A 14,307-nucleotide genomic window follows, 5' to 3' on the forward strand; every position below is an offset into this window, starting at 1 on the left:
CTTCGTCTGGAGGGCCGAAGCGTCAGCGGGGACCGATCCGGGCGGCGCGCCGCGGGTGTTTCCGCGGCGCGCCCCCGTTCGTTCTCGGGTCCCACACCGCCGGTCCGTGAGCCACGGCCCACGCCAACTATTCGATGCTGAACCCCGTTTTTTCGCTCTCGTTTCCGTCCCCGTCGTTCCACTCGATCTCGAACTCGACGCTCAACTCGTCCGGTCCGCTCCCGGTCTCGCGTTCGGCTTTCACCTCGAACGTCGCCGACGCGGGCACGCGCATCGTAATGGAGTCCCCGGTTCCCGACAGCGTGAACGAGCCGTCCGATTCGAGTTTCTCGGCGAGTTCGCGGAGGTGCGCGGCGATCTCGCTGCGGTCCTGCCGACGCTCCGATTTGAACAGCACTTCTTCAGGCATGTGTGTTGCTACGGCGTACGGTAGCAAAAACCAGTCGGCGATGCCGCCGACGGATCCATCATCCATGTGGGTGGGGCGTGGAGTCGAGTACATCCCGTCGAGCGATCTCGGATCTCGTGATACGACGACGAAAATATATTATTTCTGAGGTGATTGCGACTCGGCGTAGCGTGCGTGAACCGCCGGTTCGAGCCCGAACGACCCGATCAACGAGCGGCACATTTATCTCGGACCGATAGTAACAAGCTAGGAGACAGTACCAATGTACGACCTGACAGGGTTCCAGCGCGACCTGCTGTACGTGATCGCTGGCCAGGACGAGCCCCACGGGCTCGCGATCAAAGCGGAGCTCGAGGACTACTACGAAAAGGAGATCCATCACGGTCGGCTGTACCCGAACCTCGACACGCTGGTCGAGAAGGGGCTCGTCGAGAAAGGCCAGCGCGACCGGCGGACGAACTTCTACACGCTCACGCGCCGCGGGCGACGAGAGATCGAAGCCCGTCGCGAGTGGGAGCAGCGGTACGTCGACTAGCGCCGACGGGGCACCGATCGCTTCCCGCTTCAGCTCTCTATTGCCGCTGTTCTCCCTCCCCCGGGCGCGACTCACTCCTCCTCGGTTGCTTCCCGCTCTCCGTGAGTGGAATCGCCCTCTGAGTCGGGCCCGGAATCGACGTTGCCCCGGGTATCGGCGTTCGCCTTCGCGGCGGCGACGGCGTCTGATCCCGACTCTTCTGGGGGACCCGCGGCCGTGAGATGCGTCGGGTCGACGGCGTACGGTCGGAGCGGTTCGCCGGCGAGCAGTTCCGGGAGGACGATTCGAACGAAGTGCACGACTAGCACGAGCAGGATCGGCATGAGGAAGATCCCGTACCAGCCGAACAGCAGCGGTCCGAGCGTGTACGCCAGCATCACGGCGCCAACGTGCAGCGACCGGCCGGAGACGTACGGTCGCAACACGAGGTCCGGGATCGTGTCGACGACGACCAGCGACGCGAGCGCGAACACGAGCACGAACGCAAGCCCGCCGGTGACGCCGTTCGCGACCGCCCGCGCCGCCATGAACACGGCGACCGGGACGTACACCAGCTTCATCCCGACGATCGGGACCAGGCTCGCGACGCCGGCAAGCAGCCCGACGAGCGCGGCCGCCGGGATGGACCCGCCGACGGGCGCGAACACGTTGAGCACCGAGTAGACGATCACGGCGATCGTCCCCGTGACGATCGCGTTGAGGATATTCCCGAAGAAGACCGACTTCAGGTCGCGGTCGACCGCGAGACCGTACGCGTCGACGATCCCGGCCTGGTCGGTGAACCGAACCAGATAGCGGCCGAGGCGCGCCCCGTCGCGGAGCAGGTAGAACGCGACCGCGAGCATGACGAACAGATGGATCGCCCCGGTACCGATAAACGCGAGGGTGCCAGCGGCCTGCGTGAGTGAGTTCACCGTCCCGCTGACCGTCTCGATAGTGATGTACCGCTGCCAGTCGAGGGCGGCGATCTGCGACGGGTCGGTCAGCGCGTCGAGCGTGCTCTCTGTGAACGGGAGCTGCGCGAGGTACCCGTTGGCGGCGATGTTCAGCTCCTGGACCTGGTTGGCGACGATGAGCAGGGCGTAGCCGACGAGCAACAGCGCCGGGAGCGTCATCGCGAAGATCGCTACCGCGGCGGCGACGCTCGTCTGCGGGATCCGCCTGCGGATCCGGTTGTAGATCGGTCGCGTCGCGTAGTAGATGAACACTCCGAACACGAACGTCCCGACGAACGAGTAGACCACGAACGTCAGCGCCGCCGTTAGCAGCGCGCCCACCCCCCACCACGCCGTCCGCGACCAGTCGACGTCCGAAAGCGTCATACGCAGTGCCCTCCGTGCGCCGCCAAAAGCGTGTCGCGGCGACCGACCGATCGCGCCCACGCCGCCCGAAAAAGTATATACTACTATAGAGTAGTATTGTGTCATGGATACGTCGGGTGCGGGTATCGTCGGCGATCCGCTGGCGCTGCCCGTCGCGCGGCTGGCGTTGGCGGCGGCGCTCGGGCTGTTTCTCGGGCTGGAGCGCGAGTGGTCCGAGAAGTCGGCCGGTATCCGGACGTTCTCGCTGACCAGTCTCGTCGGCGCGGTGTTCACGCATCTGGCGACGGAGACGGCCGTCGGCGGCGCGCTGCTGGCAGTCGGCGGCGTGCTCGTCATCGTGCAGGGCGTCCTGTTGGCGGTTCGCGGACTCCGGACGGGCGCGGACGGCTCGCTGTCGCTCACCACGTCCGTCTCGCTGTTGGCGGCGTACGGCGTCGGCGCGCTCGTCGCCGTCGGCGCTGTCGTCGAGGGCGTGACCGTCGCGGTGGTCTCGGCGGCACTACTGGTGTTGAAGCGGGAGCTGCACTCGTTCGCGGGCGACCTCTCGCGTGCGGAGCTGCGCTCGATGACCGAGTTCGCGATCCTCGCGTTCGTCGTCTACCCGGTGTTGCCGGCGGGCGAGCGGGTGGTGTTCGGGGTCTCGCTGGAGCCGCGGGTCGCGTGGCTCATGGTCGTCACCGTCGCCGGGATCGGCATCGCGAACTACGCGCTCGTGCGGACCTACGGCGGCCGCGGAATCGCCGTGACGGGCTTTCTGGGCGGGCTTGCCTCCTCGACGGCCGTCGTGGGCACGATGCTCGACCACGCGACCGACCGGACGGAGTCGGTGTCGTACGCCGTCGCCGGCGTGCTGTTGGCGGACGCGGCGATGGCGCTGCGCAACCTCGCCATCGCCGTCGCGTTCACTGTCGGGGGCGATTCCCCCGTGCTCCTCGGGGTCGCCGCGCCGTTGGGCGCGCTCGCGCTGGGCGCTGTCGCCGTGGCGGCGGCGACCGCCGACTGGCGCGCTCGGGTCGACCTCGACATCGAGTCGCCGTTCTCGCTGCGCAACGCCTTAGCGTTCGGCGCGGCGTTCCTCGTCATCCTCGCGGCCAGCAGCCTCGCACAGGCCCGCTTCGGCACCGCCGGGCTGTACGCGTCGGCGGTCGTCTCGGGACTGGTCTCCTCGGCCGGCGCGACCACCTCGGCGGTGTTGCTGTACCGCAGCGGCACCGTCGGCGCCGGCGCGGCGACGGTCGCTGTCCTGCTCGCCACCGTCTCCAGCGTCGGGGTGAAGGCGGCACTGGCGTTCGCCGGCCCGCGGGCGTTCGTGCGACGCGTCGCCGTCTACAGCCTCGCGCTCGTCGCCGGCGCAGCCGCGGTCGCGCTCGCGACGACGATTGCGTGATCCGGCGTGGTCGACGCGGTTTGCCCCGGCCGGCCCGATTCGTTCCGACAATACTGGCCAGTTATTGAAGTCTATTACAATGAATTTCGAAACCGTTGAATCTCTCGTCAATCCAGGCCACTATTTTATATTTCGGCGTCCAGATCCATCGGCATGGACCGAGACACGGCCGACGTGCAGGTCGCCGGGATGCCGGGCGACCGCGCCCGCGAGTGGGCCGCGTACCACCGGGAGGTCGCCGCGACGACGACGTACGTGTACGACTTCGTGTGGGACATCACCGCCGAGGCGGAGGGGCCATTTTGCACCGACGTGGACGGGAACGTCCTGCTGGATTTCACCTCGCACGTCGCCGCCGCGCCGCTGGGCTACAACAACCCGAAGATCATGGACCGGATGGCGGAGTTCGACATGGTCGACCCGACGAAGATCGCCGGGCAGGACTTCTACGTCTCTGACGGCGCGGACCCGGGCGAGTCCGCGCTCCCCGGCCCCGCCGACCTGATGCACGAGCTCGTCGACCGCACCGACCACTACGGGCTCGACACCGTCTTTCTCTCGAACTCCGGCGCGGAGGCCGTCGAGAACGCGATCAAGATCTGCTACGACGCCTCCGACGGCGGGAAGTACGGCGTCACCTTCGACGGCGCGTTCCACGGCCGGACGCTCGGGGCGCTCTCGCTCAACCGCTCGAAGTCTGTGTACCGCAAGCAGTTCCCCGAGGTGCCCGGCGTCCACGACGTGCCCTTCTGCGAGGACCGCGGGTGTTCGCCCGAGACGTGCTCGTGTGGCTTCTTCGTCGACGACGGCGACACGTCGCTGCTGCGGAAGAAGCTCGACCCGAAGACGGGCCACGTCGACCCCGAGGAGACCTCTTACATCGTCATGGAGCCGATCCAGGGCGAGGGCGGCTATCGCTTCCCCTCGGAGTCGTTCATGGCGGAGGTCGCCGACCTCGCGGAGACGCACGACATCCCGCTGATCGCCGACGAGATCCAGTCGGGGATGGGCCGCACCGGCGAGCTGTGGGGCTCGGACCACTACCCGATCGAGCCGGACGTGATCACCGGCGCCAAGGGGATGCGCGTCGGCGCGACCATCGCCAACGAGGAGACGTTCCCCGAGGAGCGCGCGCGCCTCTCCTCGACGTGGGGCGCTGGCGACATCGTCTCGTCGGCGCAGGGCGTCTTCACGCTGCGTGCCATCGATGAGTACGACCTGCTCGACAACGCCGTCGTCCGCGGTGCGCAATTCAAAGAGACCGTCCGCGACGCCGCTCTCGACGGCGTGACCGACGTGCGCGGGAAGGGACTGATGCTCGCCGTCGAGTTCGGGTCCGCCGACCTCCGAGACGAGGTGCTGGAGGCGGCGCTGCACCGCGGGCTGCTCACGCTCGCGTGTGGCTCGACGGTGATCCGGTTCCTCCCGCCGCTGGACGTGACCGAGCGGGAGATCGAACTGGGCGCGCACCTCCTGATCGACGCCGTCGGCGACGCGACGTAGTCGGGGGCGGGGCTACGCCGCCGGGTCGTCGCCGGCGTCGCGCGCCTCCGCCTCGCTCTCGCGTTCCTCCTCCTCGGCGAAGAAGTCGGACTCATCGTCCTCCTCGTCCCGCCGCAGGTAGTCGCTCTCCAGCATCTCCGAGATGGCCCGGCCGAGGTCGTCGAGCTCCTCGTCAACGCCGTCGGCGCCGCGGTCGGGGAACACCTCGCGGTCCGCCTCGGGGATCGACGGGGCACGATAGCCGACCTCGTCGCCGGCGGGGTCCCAGTAGAAATCGAACTCCCCGAACAGTCCGAGTCGGCCGACCGTCTCGAACTCTTCGACAGACAGGTAGGTGCTGTCCGCCCACTCCGCGAAGGCATCCCCCCACGCGCCGTCGTGGAGGGCCGTTTGGATCGTCTCGCGTCGGTAGTCGTCGCCGGACTCGTCCTCGCCGGCGTCGACCGCGTCGTACTCGCCTCTGCTCCGGGGGCCGCGCAGGCTCGGCGGGTCGGAGACATCCACGTCCAGTGTCATACCGACCGTTCGGCGCCCCGGGACAAGGTCCTTCCTCCGGTTCCCGCGCAGCCGAGCCGAGTCGGGACGGAGCGGGCTTACTGCTGGTAGCGCCGCTCGTCGCTGCGCTCGGGGTAGCCACCGGCGCCGCCGGTCCCGTCGGCGCCCCCGGTCATCTCGTCGTACGTCATCCCAGACAGGTACTCGTCGTACGTCACGTCGAACGCCTGCCGGAGGTGGAAGTCGAGGTCGCCGGTGTCGAGCGTCCGCCGGAACAGCGCGTGGATCCCTCGCCGAATCAGCTCGTCGCGGTCAGTGCCCAGCGCCGCCGCGAGCAGCGACAGCTCGTGTTTCGTCTCGCGGTCGAAATCGACCGCGATCTCGTCGTCGAGATCGCCGTACTCCGCGGTGATTGCGTCGTCGAGGTCGTCGAGGCTCACGGTGGGTGGGTGTCGCGGCCGGCGGAAACCGGTTGCGCTCTGGCTCGGCCTCCCTCGCCGAGCGCGACCGCCGACCCGGGACCGTCAGCGCTTTTCGCCCGGCGACCCCCGACCCGGTAATGAGCGCACACCTCCCCGACGACCGCGACGCGGTGCGGGAGGCGCTGATCGCGTGGTACGAGACCGATCACCGCGAGTTCCCGTGGCGGCGAACCGACGACCCCTACCGGATCCTCGTCTCGGAGGTGATGAGCCAGCAGACGCAGCTCTCGCGGGTTGAAGAGGCGTACGCCGACTTCCTCGACCGCTGGCCTGCGGTGGCGGATCTCGCGGCGACTGAGCGCGGCGCGGTGGTCTCGTTCTGGTCGGGCCATTCCCTCGGCTACAACAACCGCGCGAAGTACCTCCACGAGGCGGCCACGCAGGTCGTCGACGAGTACGACGGGGAGTTCCCGACCGACCCCGAGAAACTGCAGGAGCTGATGGGCGTCGGCCCGTACACCGCGAACGCGGTCGCGTCGTTCGCGTTCGACAACGGCGACGCGGTAGTCGACACGAACGTGAAGCGGGTGCTCCACCGCGCGTTCGGCGTCCCCGACGACGACGACGCGTTCGAGGCGGCCGCGAGCGACCTCATGCCCGACGGCGAGTCGCGCGTCTGGAACAACGCGATCATGGAACTGGGCGGGGTCGCCTGCGGCCAGTCGCCGCGCTGCGACGAGGCGGGCTGTCCGTGGCGCCGCTGGTGTCGCGCATACGAAACCGGGGACTTCACGGCGCCGGACGTGCCCGAACAGCCGAGCTTCGAGGGGAGCCGGCGGCAGTTCCGCGGGAAGGTCGTGCGCGCGCTGGGGAATCACGACGAGCTGACCCTCGACGAACTCGGCCCGCGCATCCGGGTCGACTACGCGCCCGACGGCGACGGCGAGGGGAGCGAGGACTGGCTCCGTGGACTCGTGGGCGACCTGGCGGACGACGGTCTCGTCGAGGTCACGGAGACGGAGGAGGGAACCGCGGTTCGGCTTCGGCGGTAGCGCGACCGTCACCCCGTCCCGGGACGAACGTGGCACGGAGTGACCCGGAGGCCGTCGACCGTAATTCGTTTATTCGAGGTGCCCCGCCGAGGTTGTATGCCCATCTGCCAGAACTGCGAATCGTTCGTGACCGAGCGATACGTGAAGGTGTTCGAGCCGGAGGATATCGCCCGGCCCCGCGCGTGCCCCCACTGCGAGGACATGGTCCGGCGTGGGAAGGAGGTCCGCGCAAAAAAGAACTGAGTCGGCACCGATCAGCCGCCTGGTCTCTCTGCCGCCGATCTCTTCGTTCTCACCTCGCTTGCAGACCCCGAACGTCCCCGTCGATCAGGGTTCGATCACGAGCTTCCCGAGGAAGCTGTCTTCCATCACTGCGACCTGGGCCTCCGCGGCGCCCTCGAGGTCGTAGCTGTGGGCGACTTCGATCGTGATGTCCTCGCCCCACAGCGACCCGATGTCCGCGAGCGCGTCCGCGAGGCTCGGCGTGTTGAACATCGACATGAGCTGGAGGTTCAGGTCCTTGCCGCGCGCGGCCGACGACTGCGGGAACCCGATCTGGGGGTCGTTCTCGCCGATGCCGACGACGCGACACCCCTGTGCGGCGACCTCGGCGTCGAAGCCGAGGTACTCGTCGAGCCGGTGGTCGAGGATCACGTCGACCCCGTCGCCGTCGGCGGCGGCGACGACCGCCTCCGCGAGGTCGTCGCGGTTGTAGTCGAGCACCGCATCGGCGCCCAGTGCCGCGACCTCGTCGTGGTAGCTCTCGGCGGCAGTGGCGATCACGTGCGCGCCGGTCGCGGCGGCGACCTTCACCGCCGCGTGGCCGACGCCGCCGGAACCGCCGTGGATCAGCACCGTCTCGGCGGGACGCAGGGTCGCGTGCTGGACGAGCGCCCGCCAGGCGGTGACGGCGGCGACGCCCGCGCCGCCGGCGGCGACGAGGTCGGCGTCGTCGGGCAGTACCGCGATCCGATCGTCGGGGACCGCGACGTACTCGGCGTAGCCGCCGGGCATCGCCCCCGACAGGCCGGTCGCGAACGCCCTGTCGCCCGCGGCGATCCCTTCGACGGCGTCGCCGACCTCGACGGCCGTGCCGGCGGCGTCGACGCCGGGGACCGCGGGCAGGCCGTACGGCTCGTAGGAGCCCTCGCGGAAGTACGTGTCGACGGGGTTGACGCCCGCCGCTGCGACCTCGACGATCACCTCATCGGGGGCCGGCTCCGGCCGGTCGACCTCGTCCACCTGGAGCACCGATTCGTCGCCGTGTTCGTGGAAGCGGACTGCGCGCATGGGCGATACGTCCACCCGGGCCGACTTAACTCCGGGCGGCAGCGGAGCCGGTCGGTGCGGTGACGGCGCGGCGGCGGAACCGACGCGGCGGGTCGAGCGGTGACATCCTTCCCGGCGTACACGCCGGGGCTTCCCGTACCGCAGGTGAGATAGCCGACCGGTGGAGTGAAATCGTCCCCCGCGGTAGCGGTCGGATATGTCTCTCCGGCACGCCGGCGCGACGCTGTTCGGCACCGGGCTGCTCGTCTGCACGGCATTGCTCGTGACCGTCGGCCCGGCCGCGGCGACGACGCTCGTGGCCTGTCCCGGTCCGGAACGACTCGCCGAGTTCGCCGTGACTGGGGTGCGGACGTGGCCACCGACGCTGACGTACACCGACGGCTGCAACGCCATCGTCCTCCGACCGTCGGTGCTGTGGTCGGCCGTCGCCGCCGCGGTCGGGCTCGCGCTGGCGGGTGTCGGGCAGGCGCTCGTCCAGCGGACGTGAGCGAGGAGGCGACCCGGCGCTGCGAACGAGGAGGCGACCCGGCGCTGCGAACGGACGCGAACGCGACCGGAATCGGCGGGATTTAACCCCCCGAGTGGCTGCTATCCACACGCATGAAACTTCACGAATATCAAGCGAAGCAGATCTTCGCCGACGCCGGGATCCCGACCCCGGACTCGCGGCTCGCGTCCACCGTCGACGAGGTCATGGACGCGGTCAACGAGATCGGCTACCCGGCGGCGATCAAGGCTCAGGTCCACGTGGGCGGGCGTGGCAAGGCCGGGGGCATCGAGATCGCCACGAGCGAGGCGGAGGCGCGCGAGGCCGCCGAGTCCATCCTCGGGATGGACCTCAAGGGCTACACCGTCGACAACGTCCTCGTCGAGGCCGGCGTCGACTTCGAGAACGAGCTGTACGTCGGGATCACGATGGACCGCGGCGAGGGCGAGCCCGTCGCGATGGTGTCGACCGAGGGCGGCGTCGACATCGAGTCGGTCGCCGAGAAAACGCCCGAGAAGATCGCTCGCGAGCACATCGACCCTGCGTTCGGCCTGCACCCGTACCAGGCCCGCAAGGTCGTCTTCGAGGCCGGCATCCCGGCGGACGTGGCGATGGACGTGGCGTCGATCCTGGGGACCCTCTATGACCTGTACGAGTCGAAAGACGCCTCCGAGATCGAGATCAACCCCGTCATGATCACCTCGGATCGCGAGGTCGTCGCCGCGGACGCGGTGATGAACATCGACGAGGACGCGCTGTTCCGCCAGCCCGAGCTGGCCGAGATGGAAGACGAGGCCGCCGAAGACGACTTGGAGGCCAAAGCCAACGAGTACGGCTTCGACTACGTCCGCCTGTCGGGTAACGTCGGCATCATCGGCAACGGCGCGGGGCTGGTGATGACGACGCTCGACCTCGTCGACTACTACGGCGGCGAGCCCGCTAACTTCCTCGACATCGGCGGCGGCGCCAAGGCCGAGCGCGTCACGCACGCCCTGGACATGGTGTTCGCCGACGAGAACGTCGATTCGGTCGTGTTCAACATCTTCGGCGGGATCACCCGCGGCGACGAGGTCGCAAAGGGGATCAACGAGGCGCTGGCGGGGTTCGACGAGATCCCCAAGCCGGTCGTCGTCCGCCTCGCGGGGACGAACGCCGCCGAGGGAATGGAGATCCTCAACAAGGACCTCGTGCAGGTCGAAGGCACCCTTGAGGACGCGGTCCAACGTGCAGTGAAGAACGCTGAGGAGGTAGAAGCATGAGTATCTTCGTCGACGACGACACCCGGGTCGTGGTGCAGGGCATCACGGGCGGGGAAGGCAAGTTCCACACCGAACAGATGCTGGCGTACGGCACGAACGTCGTCGCGGGCGCGGTGCCCGGGAAGGGCGGTCAGGAAGTCACCGGCGTCCCAGTCTACGACACCGTCGACGAGGCCGTCGACGCCGAGGACGCCGACGCCTCCGTCGTGTTCGTCCCGCCGGCGTTCGCCGGCGACGCCGTCTTCGAGGCGCTCGACACCGACCTCGACCTCGTCGTCGCCATCACCGAGGGCATCCCCACCCAGGACATGGCCAAGGTGAACAAGCGCCTCTCGGAGGTCGACACCCGCCTCATCGGGCCGAACTGTCCGGGCATCATCACCCCCGGCGAGGCGAAGCTCGGCATCCTCCCGGGCAACATCTTCGAGTCGGGCGACGTGGGGCTGGTCTCGCGCTCCGGGACCTTGACGTACCAGGTCGTCTCCAACCTCACCGAGCGCGGTATCGGCCAGACGACCGCCATCGGCATCGGCGGCGACCCGATCATCGGCACCTCCTTCGTCGACGCGCTGGAGGCGTTCGAGGCCGACCGGGACACGAAGGCCGTCGTCATGTGCGGCGAGATCGGCGGCGAGGACGAGGAGCAGGCCGCCCGCTACATCGCACAGAACATGGACACGCCCGTCGCCGGCTTCATCGCCGGGCGCACCGCCCCGCCGGGCAAGCGCATGGGCCACGCCGGCGCCATCGTCTCCGGCTCCGGCACCGGCACCGCCGAGTCGAAGATCGGCGCGCTCAACGACGCGGGCGTCCCCGTCGGCGACACGCCTAACGAGGTCGCCGACCACATCGAGGACTTCCTCTAGACGCTCCCGTTCTCCGGTCCCCGTTTTCTCACCCGTCGTCGACGCCGAGCGCCGCCCGCAGTTCCGCTCGCGTCACGGTCTCGGCGTTCGTCGCTTCGCCGTCCCCACTCCCGCCGTAGCCGACGCCGGTGGCGACGAGCGCGACGTGCGCACCGACATCCACCGCACCGGCATCCACCGCACCGACGATGTCGCGAGTGGTCGCCGCGGCCGCCGGCGGGAGCGGAGTTCATCGCCACCGATCCCCGTGCCGTATGCCATCTTTCCACGTTCGGGAACGACGGACTCTTTCGTGTGAGTCGTGAACCGCGACGTAGCTCCGACAGCACCGCTGTCGCGAGTCCCGCTCTCATGAACGCACGCAACGCACTCCCCGCGCTCGCACTGCTCTCCGTGCTGGTCGGCGCGGTCGCCCTCGCGGGCGGCCTCGCCGCCGGCACCGCAACCGCACAGACCGCCAACTCTTCGGCCGACATCTCCTTCAACGACCAGGTCGGCGTCGAGGAGGTCACCGTCGCCGAGGTGACGCTCCCTGAAGGCGGCTTCGTCGCCGTCTACAACTCTTCGGGCGGCCTCGTCGGCGCCTCCGCGTACCTGGAGGCCGGCACCCACGAGAACGTCACGGTCGCCGTCTCTCCGGCGTTCTCGCGCAGCCAGGTCGTCGTCGCGGAGGCCCACCGCAACAACGGCTCGGAGTCGTTCAACGCCTCCGCCGATCTCGCGTACACGAACGAGAATGCCCAGGCCGTCGCCGACACGGCGTACGTCGCCACCGAGGAGTTCTCGCGCACGACCGCGACGGCGACTGAGACCGCCACCGCGACGGAGCCGCCGACCGGGACCGCCGCGACCACGGCGAGTGACGGCGGCGACGCGACGGCGACCGACTCCGCCACCGAGACGAGCGGCCCCGGCTTCACCGCCGTCGCCGCCCTCGTCGCGCTCGTCGGCGCGGCGCTGCTGGTCCGCCGGTAACGTACCGTCGCCGCTCCGACCGACCGGCAGACGCCGATTTTATGGTCGATTCCGTCGGTTCCGCCCTGCTTCGGATGCGGTGCCGGGACCGCCGGGACGGAACGCGGGATTGAACCCTCGCGGCGCCGAATCGAGCGTATGACCGACGACGCCGCGGCCGACGAGTCGACCCGCGACGGCGACGAGGACGCGAGCGGCGCCGACGCCCGCGACGACGAGTGGCTCGCTCGGATCCGCGAGATGCGCGCCGAAAAAAATGAGTTCCTCGCGAGCGACCCGCAGTCGCCCGTCGACCCGGCGCTGCGCGACGATTTCGACGGCCTCGACTACTTCGACCCGGACCCGGCGTACCGCGTCGAGGCGGCCGTCGAGGTGCACGACGACCCCGACACCGTCGAGTTGACCGTGCGCAACGGCACGGCCGAGCGGTTCCACCGCGTGGCGACGTTCTCGTTCACGCTGCCGAACGCCGAGGGCGAGCCGGTCGAGGAGACGCTGGAGGCGCTACGTGCGGAGGGGTCGGCCACGTTGTTCGTCCCCTTCCGGGACAAGACGACGGGCCAGCAGACGTACGACGGTGGGCGGTACATGGACCTGCATCCGGACGGCGACCTGGCCGACATCGACGCGGTGACGCTCGATTTTAACCTCGCGTACACGCCCTTCTGCGCGTTCGCGGACGCGTTCGCCTGCCCGCTGCCGCCGACGGAGAACTGGCTGGAGGTGGCAATCCCGGCCGGCGAGCGCGGCCCCGAGATCGCCTGAGCCGGCGAGCGTGCGCTCGGCTGCGGCGACGGCGGCTTCGCTCGCGGCGCGACCGGTCGAAAAGTAACTCTTAGTACGCGCGAGGTGCCACCGACGCCCATGCAACGAGACGTGGTCCTCGGCGGGATCCTCATGCTGGTCGGCACCGCGCTGTTCTTCCCGAGCGTCGCACCGCAGTCCGGGCAGCTCGCGACGTGGGCGCTGGTCCCGGCGGCGGCGCTGCTTACGTACGGGACGTACCTCATCGGCACCAGCGAACGCGGTCGCGCCGTCTGAACGGGAACGAAAACGAAAACGAGAACGAAAACGAAAACGAAAACGGAAACGAAAAACGAAAACCAGAATCGCGACCGCCGATCCCGATCCGATCCCGAGCGCGCACTCAGTTCTCTCGGCTCTCGTCGTACCGTGTCAGCGCCGCCTCAGCGCCGCCTGCGACGTAGCCCGCGTCGACGCCGACGATCTGGTAGTCGTACCCCAGGTCGGCCCACTCGTCGACCTCCCGAAGCGAGGTCGCCAGGGTGCCGACCGGCACCTCGCTGTCCGCCAGCACCGACTCGACGGCCGCGCGGAACCGCTCGGCCTCGTACTCGCCGAAGATGCCCAGGTCCGCCGAGAGGTCCGCCGGGCCGACGAGCAGCGCGTCGAGTCCGTCGACGGCCGCGATCTCCCCGGCGTTCTCCACCGCCGCCTCGGTCTCGATCTGTGCGATCGCGGCGACGCGGTCGTTCGCCCGCTCGTAGTAGCCGTCGAGGTCGCGCCCGTACGCCGAGGCGCGCGTCCCCGCGACGCCGCGGCGGCCCTCGGGCGGGTATCGAACGGCGTCGACGAACGACTCGGCCTGCGCAGCCGTGTTCACCTGCGGCGCCATCACGCCCGCCGCGCCGGTGTCGAGGACGCGCTTGATGCGGACGTGGTCGTTCCACGCGACGCGGACCACGGCGGCCGTGTCGGCGGCCGCCGCCCGCTCGGTGTCGCCGCGGCCGCGGTCGCCGCTCCCGGCGCCGTCGCGTGCGTTCGCGGCGTCGACCGCGCGGACGGCCGCCTCGACGGATTCGAGTCCCGTCGGGGCGTGTTCGGTGTCGATCACGACGAAGTCGGCGTCGGTGAGCGCGAGCTGTTCGGCGAGCTGTGGCGACGGCGTCGACAGCCAGTGACCGGCGGGGCTCTCGCGGAGCGTCGCACGCAGTCCCGCGACGCCGGGGTCGTCACTCATATGAACCACTCCTCGCCGACGGGACATCAACTCCACACAACCCCCGTTCGACTGCCGCTACGCCGACGCCGACCGGACGATCCCCGCGAGCAGCGCGCCGCCGCCGACGGCGACCACGACGACCGCGACGCCGATCGCCTGGGTCGGCGACTGGTCGATCCACCGCTGGAGCCACCACGCCCAGTAGTGGAGCTGCGTGTACACGGCGAAGCGGTACGGGACGTGGATCCACGCGAGGAGCGTCACGGCCGCGACCCCCAGATAGTCGACGGCGTCCCGCTCCCGTACCCACATGGGGGCCGCTCGCACTCCGGGTCATAAAAG

At 69.4% G+C, this 14,307-nt stretch carries 19 protein-coding genes; 11 read left to right on the forward strand and 8 right to left on the reverse strand.

The features are described 5' to 3' along the window. Positions 1-127: 127 nt before the first annotated feature. A complete protein-coding gene (locus tag BUE16_RS05515) occupies positions 128-409 on the reverse strand; it encodes an amphi-Trp domain-containing protein (protein ID WP_073307409.1) in 282 nt (93 codons plus the stop codon). A gap of 262 nt (positions 410-671) precedes the next feature. On the opposite strand from BUE16_RS05515, the gene BUE16_RS05520 reads away from it, so the two are divergent. Further along, positions 672-944 carry a PadR family transcriptional regulator gene (locus tag BUE16_RS05520; protein ID WP_073307410.1) on the forward strand — a complete coding sequence of 91 codons (273 nt, stop codon included), beginning with the start codon at positions 672-674 and terminating at the stop codon, positions 942-944. A 71-nt stretch (positions 945-1,015) separates the two neighbouring features. Here the strand turns inward: BUE16_RS05520 and BUE16_RS05525 are convergent, their stop codons facing one another. Continuing rightward, positions 1,016-2,266, reverse strand: coding sequence for an AI-2E family transporter (locus BUE16_RS05525; protein ID WP_073307411.1), 1,251 nt, complete (start codon positions 2,264-2,266; stop codon positions 1,016-1,018). 103 nt (positions 2,267-2,369) lie between these two features. Here BUE16_RS05525 and BUE16_RS05530 point away from each other — a divergent pair, with 103 nt between their 5' ends. After that, positions 2,370-3,653 (forward strand): MgtC/SapB family protein, encoded by a 1,284-nt coding sequence (locus BUE16_RS05530; protein WP_073307412.1) that lies wholly within the window; start codon positions 2,370-2,372, stop codon positions 3,651-3,653. A gap of 153 nt (positions 3,654-3,806) precedes the next feature. After that, positions 3,807-5,156: a class-III pyridoxal-phosphate-dependent aminotransferase gene (locus BUE16_RS05535; RefSeq protein ID WP_073307413.1), complete on the forward strand. Its 1,350-nt coding sequence runs from the start codon at positions 3,807-3,809 to the stop codon at positions 5,154-5,156. A gap of 12 nt (positions 5,157-5,168) precedes the next feature. On the opposite strand, the gene BUE16_RS05540 is transcribed toward BUE16_RS05535, so the two are convergent. Together BUE16_RS05540 and BUE16_RS05545 are read right to left on the reverse strand one after the other, a co-directional pair. Next, positions 5,169-5,672 (reverse strand): hypothetical protein, encoded by a 504-nt coding sequence (locus tag BUE16_RS05540; protein WP_073307414.1) that lies wholly within the window; start codon positions 5,670-5,672, stop codon positions 5,169-5,171. A 77-nt stretch (positions 5,673-5,749) separates the two neighbouring features. Beyond that, on the reverse strand, positions 5,750-6,091 hold the full coding sequence (locus BUE16_RS05545) for a hypothetical protein (protein WP_073307415.1): 342 nt from the start codon (positions 6,089-6,091) through the stop codon (positions 5,750-5,752). Positions 6,092-6,210: 119 nt separating this feature from the next. Between BUE16_RS05545 and BUE16_RS05550 the strand changes: the two genes are divergently transcribed. Together BUE16_RS05550 and BUE16_RS16895 are read left to right on the forward strand one after the other, a co-directional pair. Beyond that, a complete protein-coding gene (locus tag BUE16_RS05550; protein WP_073307416.1) occupies positions 6,211-7,125 on the forward strand; it encodes an HhH-GPD family protein in 915 nt (304 codons plus the stop codon). Positions 7,126-7,221: 96 nt separating this feature from the next. Next, positions 7,222-7,368 carry a DUF7563 family protein gene (locus BUE16_RS16895; RefSeq protein ID WP_200778379.1) on the forward strand — a complete coding sequence of 49 codons (147 nt, stop codon included), beginning with the start codon at positions 7,222-7,224 and terminating at the stop codon, positions 7,366-7,368. Positions 7,369-7,452: 84 nt separating this feature from the next. Here BUE16_RS16895 and BUE16_RS05555 read toward each other — a convergent pair whose 3' ends face one another. Further along, positions 7,453-8,415, reverse strand: coding sequence for an NADPH:quinone reductase (locus BUE16_RS05555; RefSeq protein ID WP_073307417.1), 963 nt, complete (start codon positions 8,413-8,415; stop codon positions 7,453-7,455). A 196-nt stretch (positions 8,416-8,611) separates the two neighbouring features. Between BUE16_RS05555 and BUE16_RS05560 the strand changes: the two genes are divergently transcribed. The 3 genes from BUE16_RS05560 (at position 8,612) to sucD (ending at position 11,027) form a co-directional block, all read left to right on the forward strand. After that, positions 8,612-8,902: a hypothetical protein gene (locus BUE16_RS05560; RefSeq protein ID WP_073307418.1), complete on the forward strand. Its 291-nt coding sequence runs from the start codon at positions 8,612-8,614 to the stop codon at positions 8,900-8,902. 113 nt (positions 8,903-9,015) lie between these two features. Continuing rightward, positions 9,016-10,161, forward strand: coding sequence for an ADP-forming succinate--CoA ligase subunit beta (gene sucC / locus BUE16_RS05565; protein WP_073307419.1), 1,146 nt, complete (start codon positions 9,016-9,018; stop codon positions 10,159-10,161). Beyond that, the gene (gene sucD / locus BUE16_RS05570) at positions 10,158-11,027 is read left to right on the forward strand and encodes a succinate--CoA ligase subunit alpha (protein WP_073307420.1); all 870 of its coding nucleotides are present in this window, start codon (positions 10,158-10,160) and stop codon (positions 11,025-11,027) included. Before sucC ends, sucD begins: the two co-directional genes overlap by 4 nt. A 28-nt stretch (positions 11,028-11,055) precedes the next feature. Here the strand turns inward: sucD and BUE16_RS17325 are convergent, their stop codons facing one another. Then, a complete protein-coding gene (locus BUE16_RS17325) occupies positions 11,056-11,190 on the reverse strand; it encodes a hypothetical protein (protein ID WP_268762479.1) in 135 nt (44 codons plus the stop codon). A gap of 188 nt (positions 11,191-11,378) precedes the next feature. Between BUE16_RS17325 and BUE16_RS05575 the strand changes: the two genes are divergently transcribed. The 3 genes from BUE16_RS05575 to BUE16_RS16900 all read left to right on the forward strand — a co-directional run bounded on the left by BUE16_RS05575 (position 11,379) and on the right by BUE16_RS16900 (position 13,043). Continuing rightward, positions 11,379-12,002: a DUF7282 domain-containing protein gene (locus tag BUE16_RS05575; protein ID WP_073307421.1), complete on the forward strand. Its 624-nt coding sequence runs from the start codon at positions 11,379-11,381 to the stop codon at positions 12,000-12,002. 240 nt (positions 12,003-12,242) lie between these two features. Then, on the forward strand, positions 12,243-12,767 hold the full coding sequence (locus BUE16_RS05580; RefSeq protein WP_073307673.1) for a DUF1684 domain-containing protein: 525 nt from the start codon (positions 12,243-12,245) through the stop codon (positions 12,765-12,767). 99 nt (positions 12,768-12,866) lie between these two features. Continuing rightward, on the forward strand, positions 12,867-13,043 hold the full coding sequence (locus BUE16_RS16900) for a hypothetical protein (RefSeq protein ID WP_200778386.1): 177 nt from the start codon (positions 12,867-12,869) through the stop codon (positions 13,041-13,043). Positions 13,044-13,149: 106 nt separating this feature from the next. Here the strand turns inward: BUE16_RS16900 and BUE16_RS05585 are convergent, their stop codons facing one another. Together BUE16_RS05585 and BUE16_RS05590 are read right to left on the reverse strand one after the other, a co-directional pair. Next, the gene (locus BUE16_RS05585; RefSeq protein WP_073307422.1) at positions 13,150-13,983 is read right to left on the reverse strand and encodes an HpcH/HpaI aldolase family protein; all 834 of its coding nucleotides are present in this window, start codon (positions 13,981-13,983) and stop codon (positions 13,150-13,152) included. Positions 13,984-14,040: 57 nt separating this feature from the next. Further along, entirely contained in the window at positions 14,041-14,277 is a 237-nt protein-coding gene (locus tag BUE16_RS05590) for a hypothetical protein (protein WP_073307423.1), read from the reverse strand. Between the last annotated feature and the right edge of the window lie 30 nt (positions 14,278-14,307).

This window comes from Halobaculum gomorrense (genome assembly GCF_900129775.1).
Classification (GTDB): Archaea; Halobacteriota; Halobacteria; order Halobacteriales; family Haloferacaceae; genus Halobaculum; species Halobaculum gomorrense.

Excerpts from the sequence above, each read along its gene's own strand:
- BUE16_RS16900 (WP_200778386.1), top strand. The coding sequence starts at position 12,867 with ATGCAACGAGACGTGGTCCTCGGCGGGATCCTCATGCTGGTCGGCACC.
- BUE16_RS05555 (WP_073307417.1), bottom strand. The coding sequence starts at position 8,415 with ATGCGCGCAGTCCGCTTCCACGAACACGGCGACGAATCGGTGCTCCAG.
- BUE16_RS05560 (WP_073307418.1), top strand. The coding sequence starts at position 8,612 with ATGTCTCTCCGGCACGCCGGCGCGACGCTGTTCGGCACCGGGCTGCTC.
- BUE16_RS05525 (WP_073307411.1), bottom strand. The coding sequence starts at position 2,266 with ATGACGCTTTCGGACGTCGACTGGTCGCGGACGGCGTGGTGGGGGGTG.
- BUE16_RS05580 (WP_073307673.1), top strand. The coding sequence starts at position 12,243 with ATGCGCGCCGAAAAAAATGAGTTCCTCGCGAGCGACCCGCAGTCGCCC.
- sucD (WP_073307420.1), top strand. The coding sequence starts at position 10,158 with ATGAGTATCTTCGTCGACGACGACACCCGGGTCGTGGTGCAGGGCATC.
- BUE16_RS05590 (WP_073307423.1), bottom strand. The coding sequence starts at position 14,277 with ATGTGGGTACGGGAGCGGGACGCCGTCGACTATCTGGGGGTCGCGGCC.
- BUE16_RS05535 (WP_073307413.1), top strand. The coding sequence starts at position 3,807 with ATGGACCGAGACACGGCCGACGTGCAGGTCGCCGGGATGCCGGGCGAC.
- BUE16_RS05575 (WP_073307421.1), top strand. The coding sequence starts at position 11,379 with ATGAACGCACGCAACGCACTCCCCGCGCTCGCACTGCTCTCCGTGCTG.
- sucC (WP_073307419.1), top strand. The coding sequence starts at position 9,016 with ATGAAACTTCACGAATATCAAGCGAAGCAGATCTTCGCCGACGCCGGG.
- BUE16_RS05550 (WP_073307416.1), top strand. The coding sequence starts at position 6,211 with ATGAGCGCACACCTCCCCGACGACCGCGACGCGGTGCGGGAGGCGCTG.
- BUE16_RS05530 (WP_073307412.1), top strand. The coding sequence starts at position 2,370 with ATGGATACGTCGGGTGCGGGTATCGTCGGCGATCCGCTGGCGCTGCCC.
- BUE16_RS16895 (WP_200778379.1), top strand. The coding sequence starts at position 7,222 with ATGCCCATCTGCCAGAACTGCGAATCGTTCGTGACCGAGCGATACGTG.
- BUE16_RS05585 (WP_073307422.1), bottom strand. The coding sequence starts at position 13,983 with ATGAGTGACGACCCCGGCGTCGCGGGACTGCGTGCGACGCTCCGCGAG.
- BUE16_RS05540 (WP_073307414.1), bottom strand. The coding sequence starts at position 5,672 with ATGACACTGGACGTGGATGTCTCCGACCCGCCGAGCCTGCGCGGCCCC.
- BUE16_RS05515 (WP_073307409.1), bottom strand. The coding sequence starts at position 409 with ATGCCTGAAGAAGTGCTGTTCAAATCGGAGCGTCGGCAGGACCGCAGC.
- BUE16_RS05520 (WP_073307410.1), top strand. The coding sequence starts at position 672 with ATGTACGACCTGACAGGGTTCCAGCGCGACCTGCTGTACGTGATCGCT.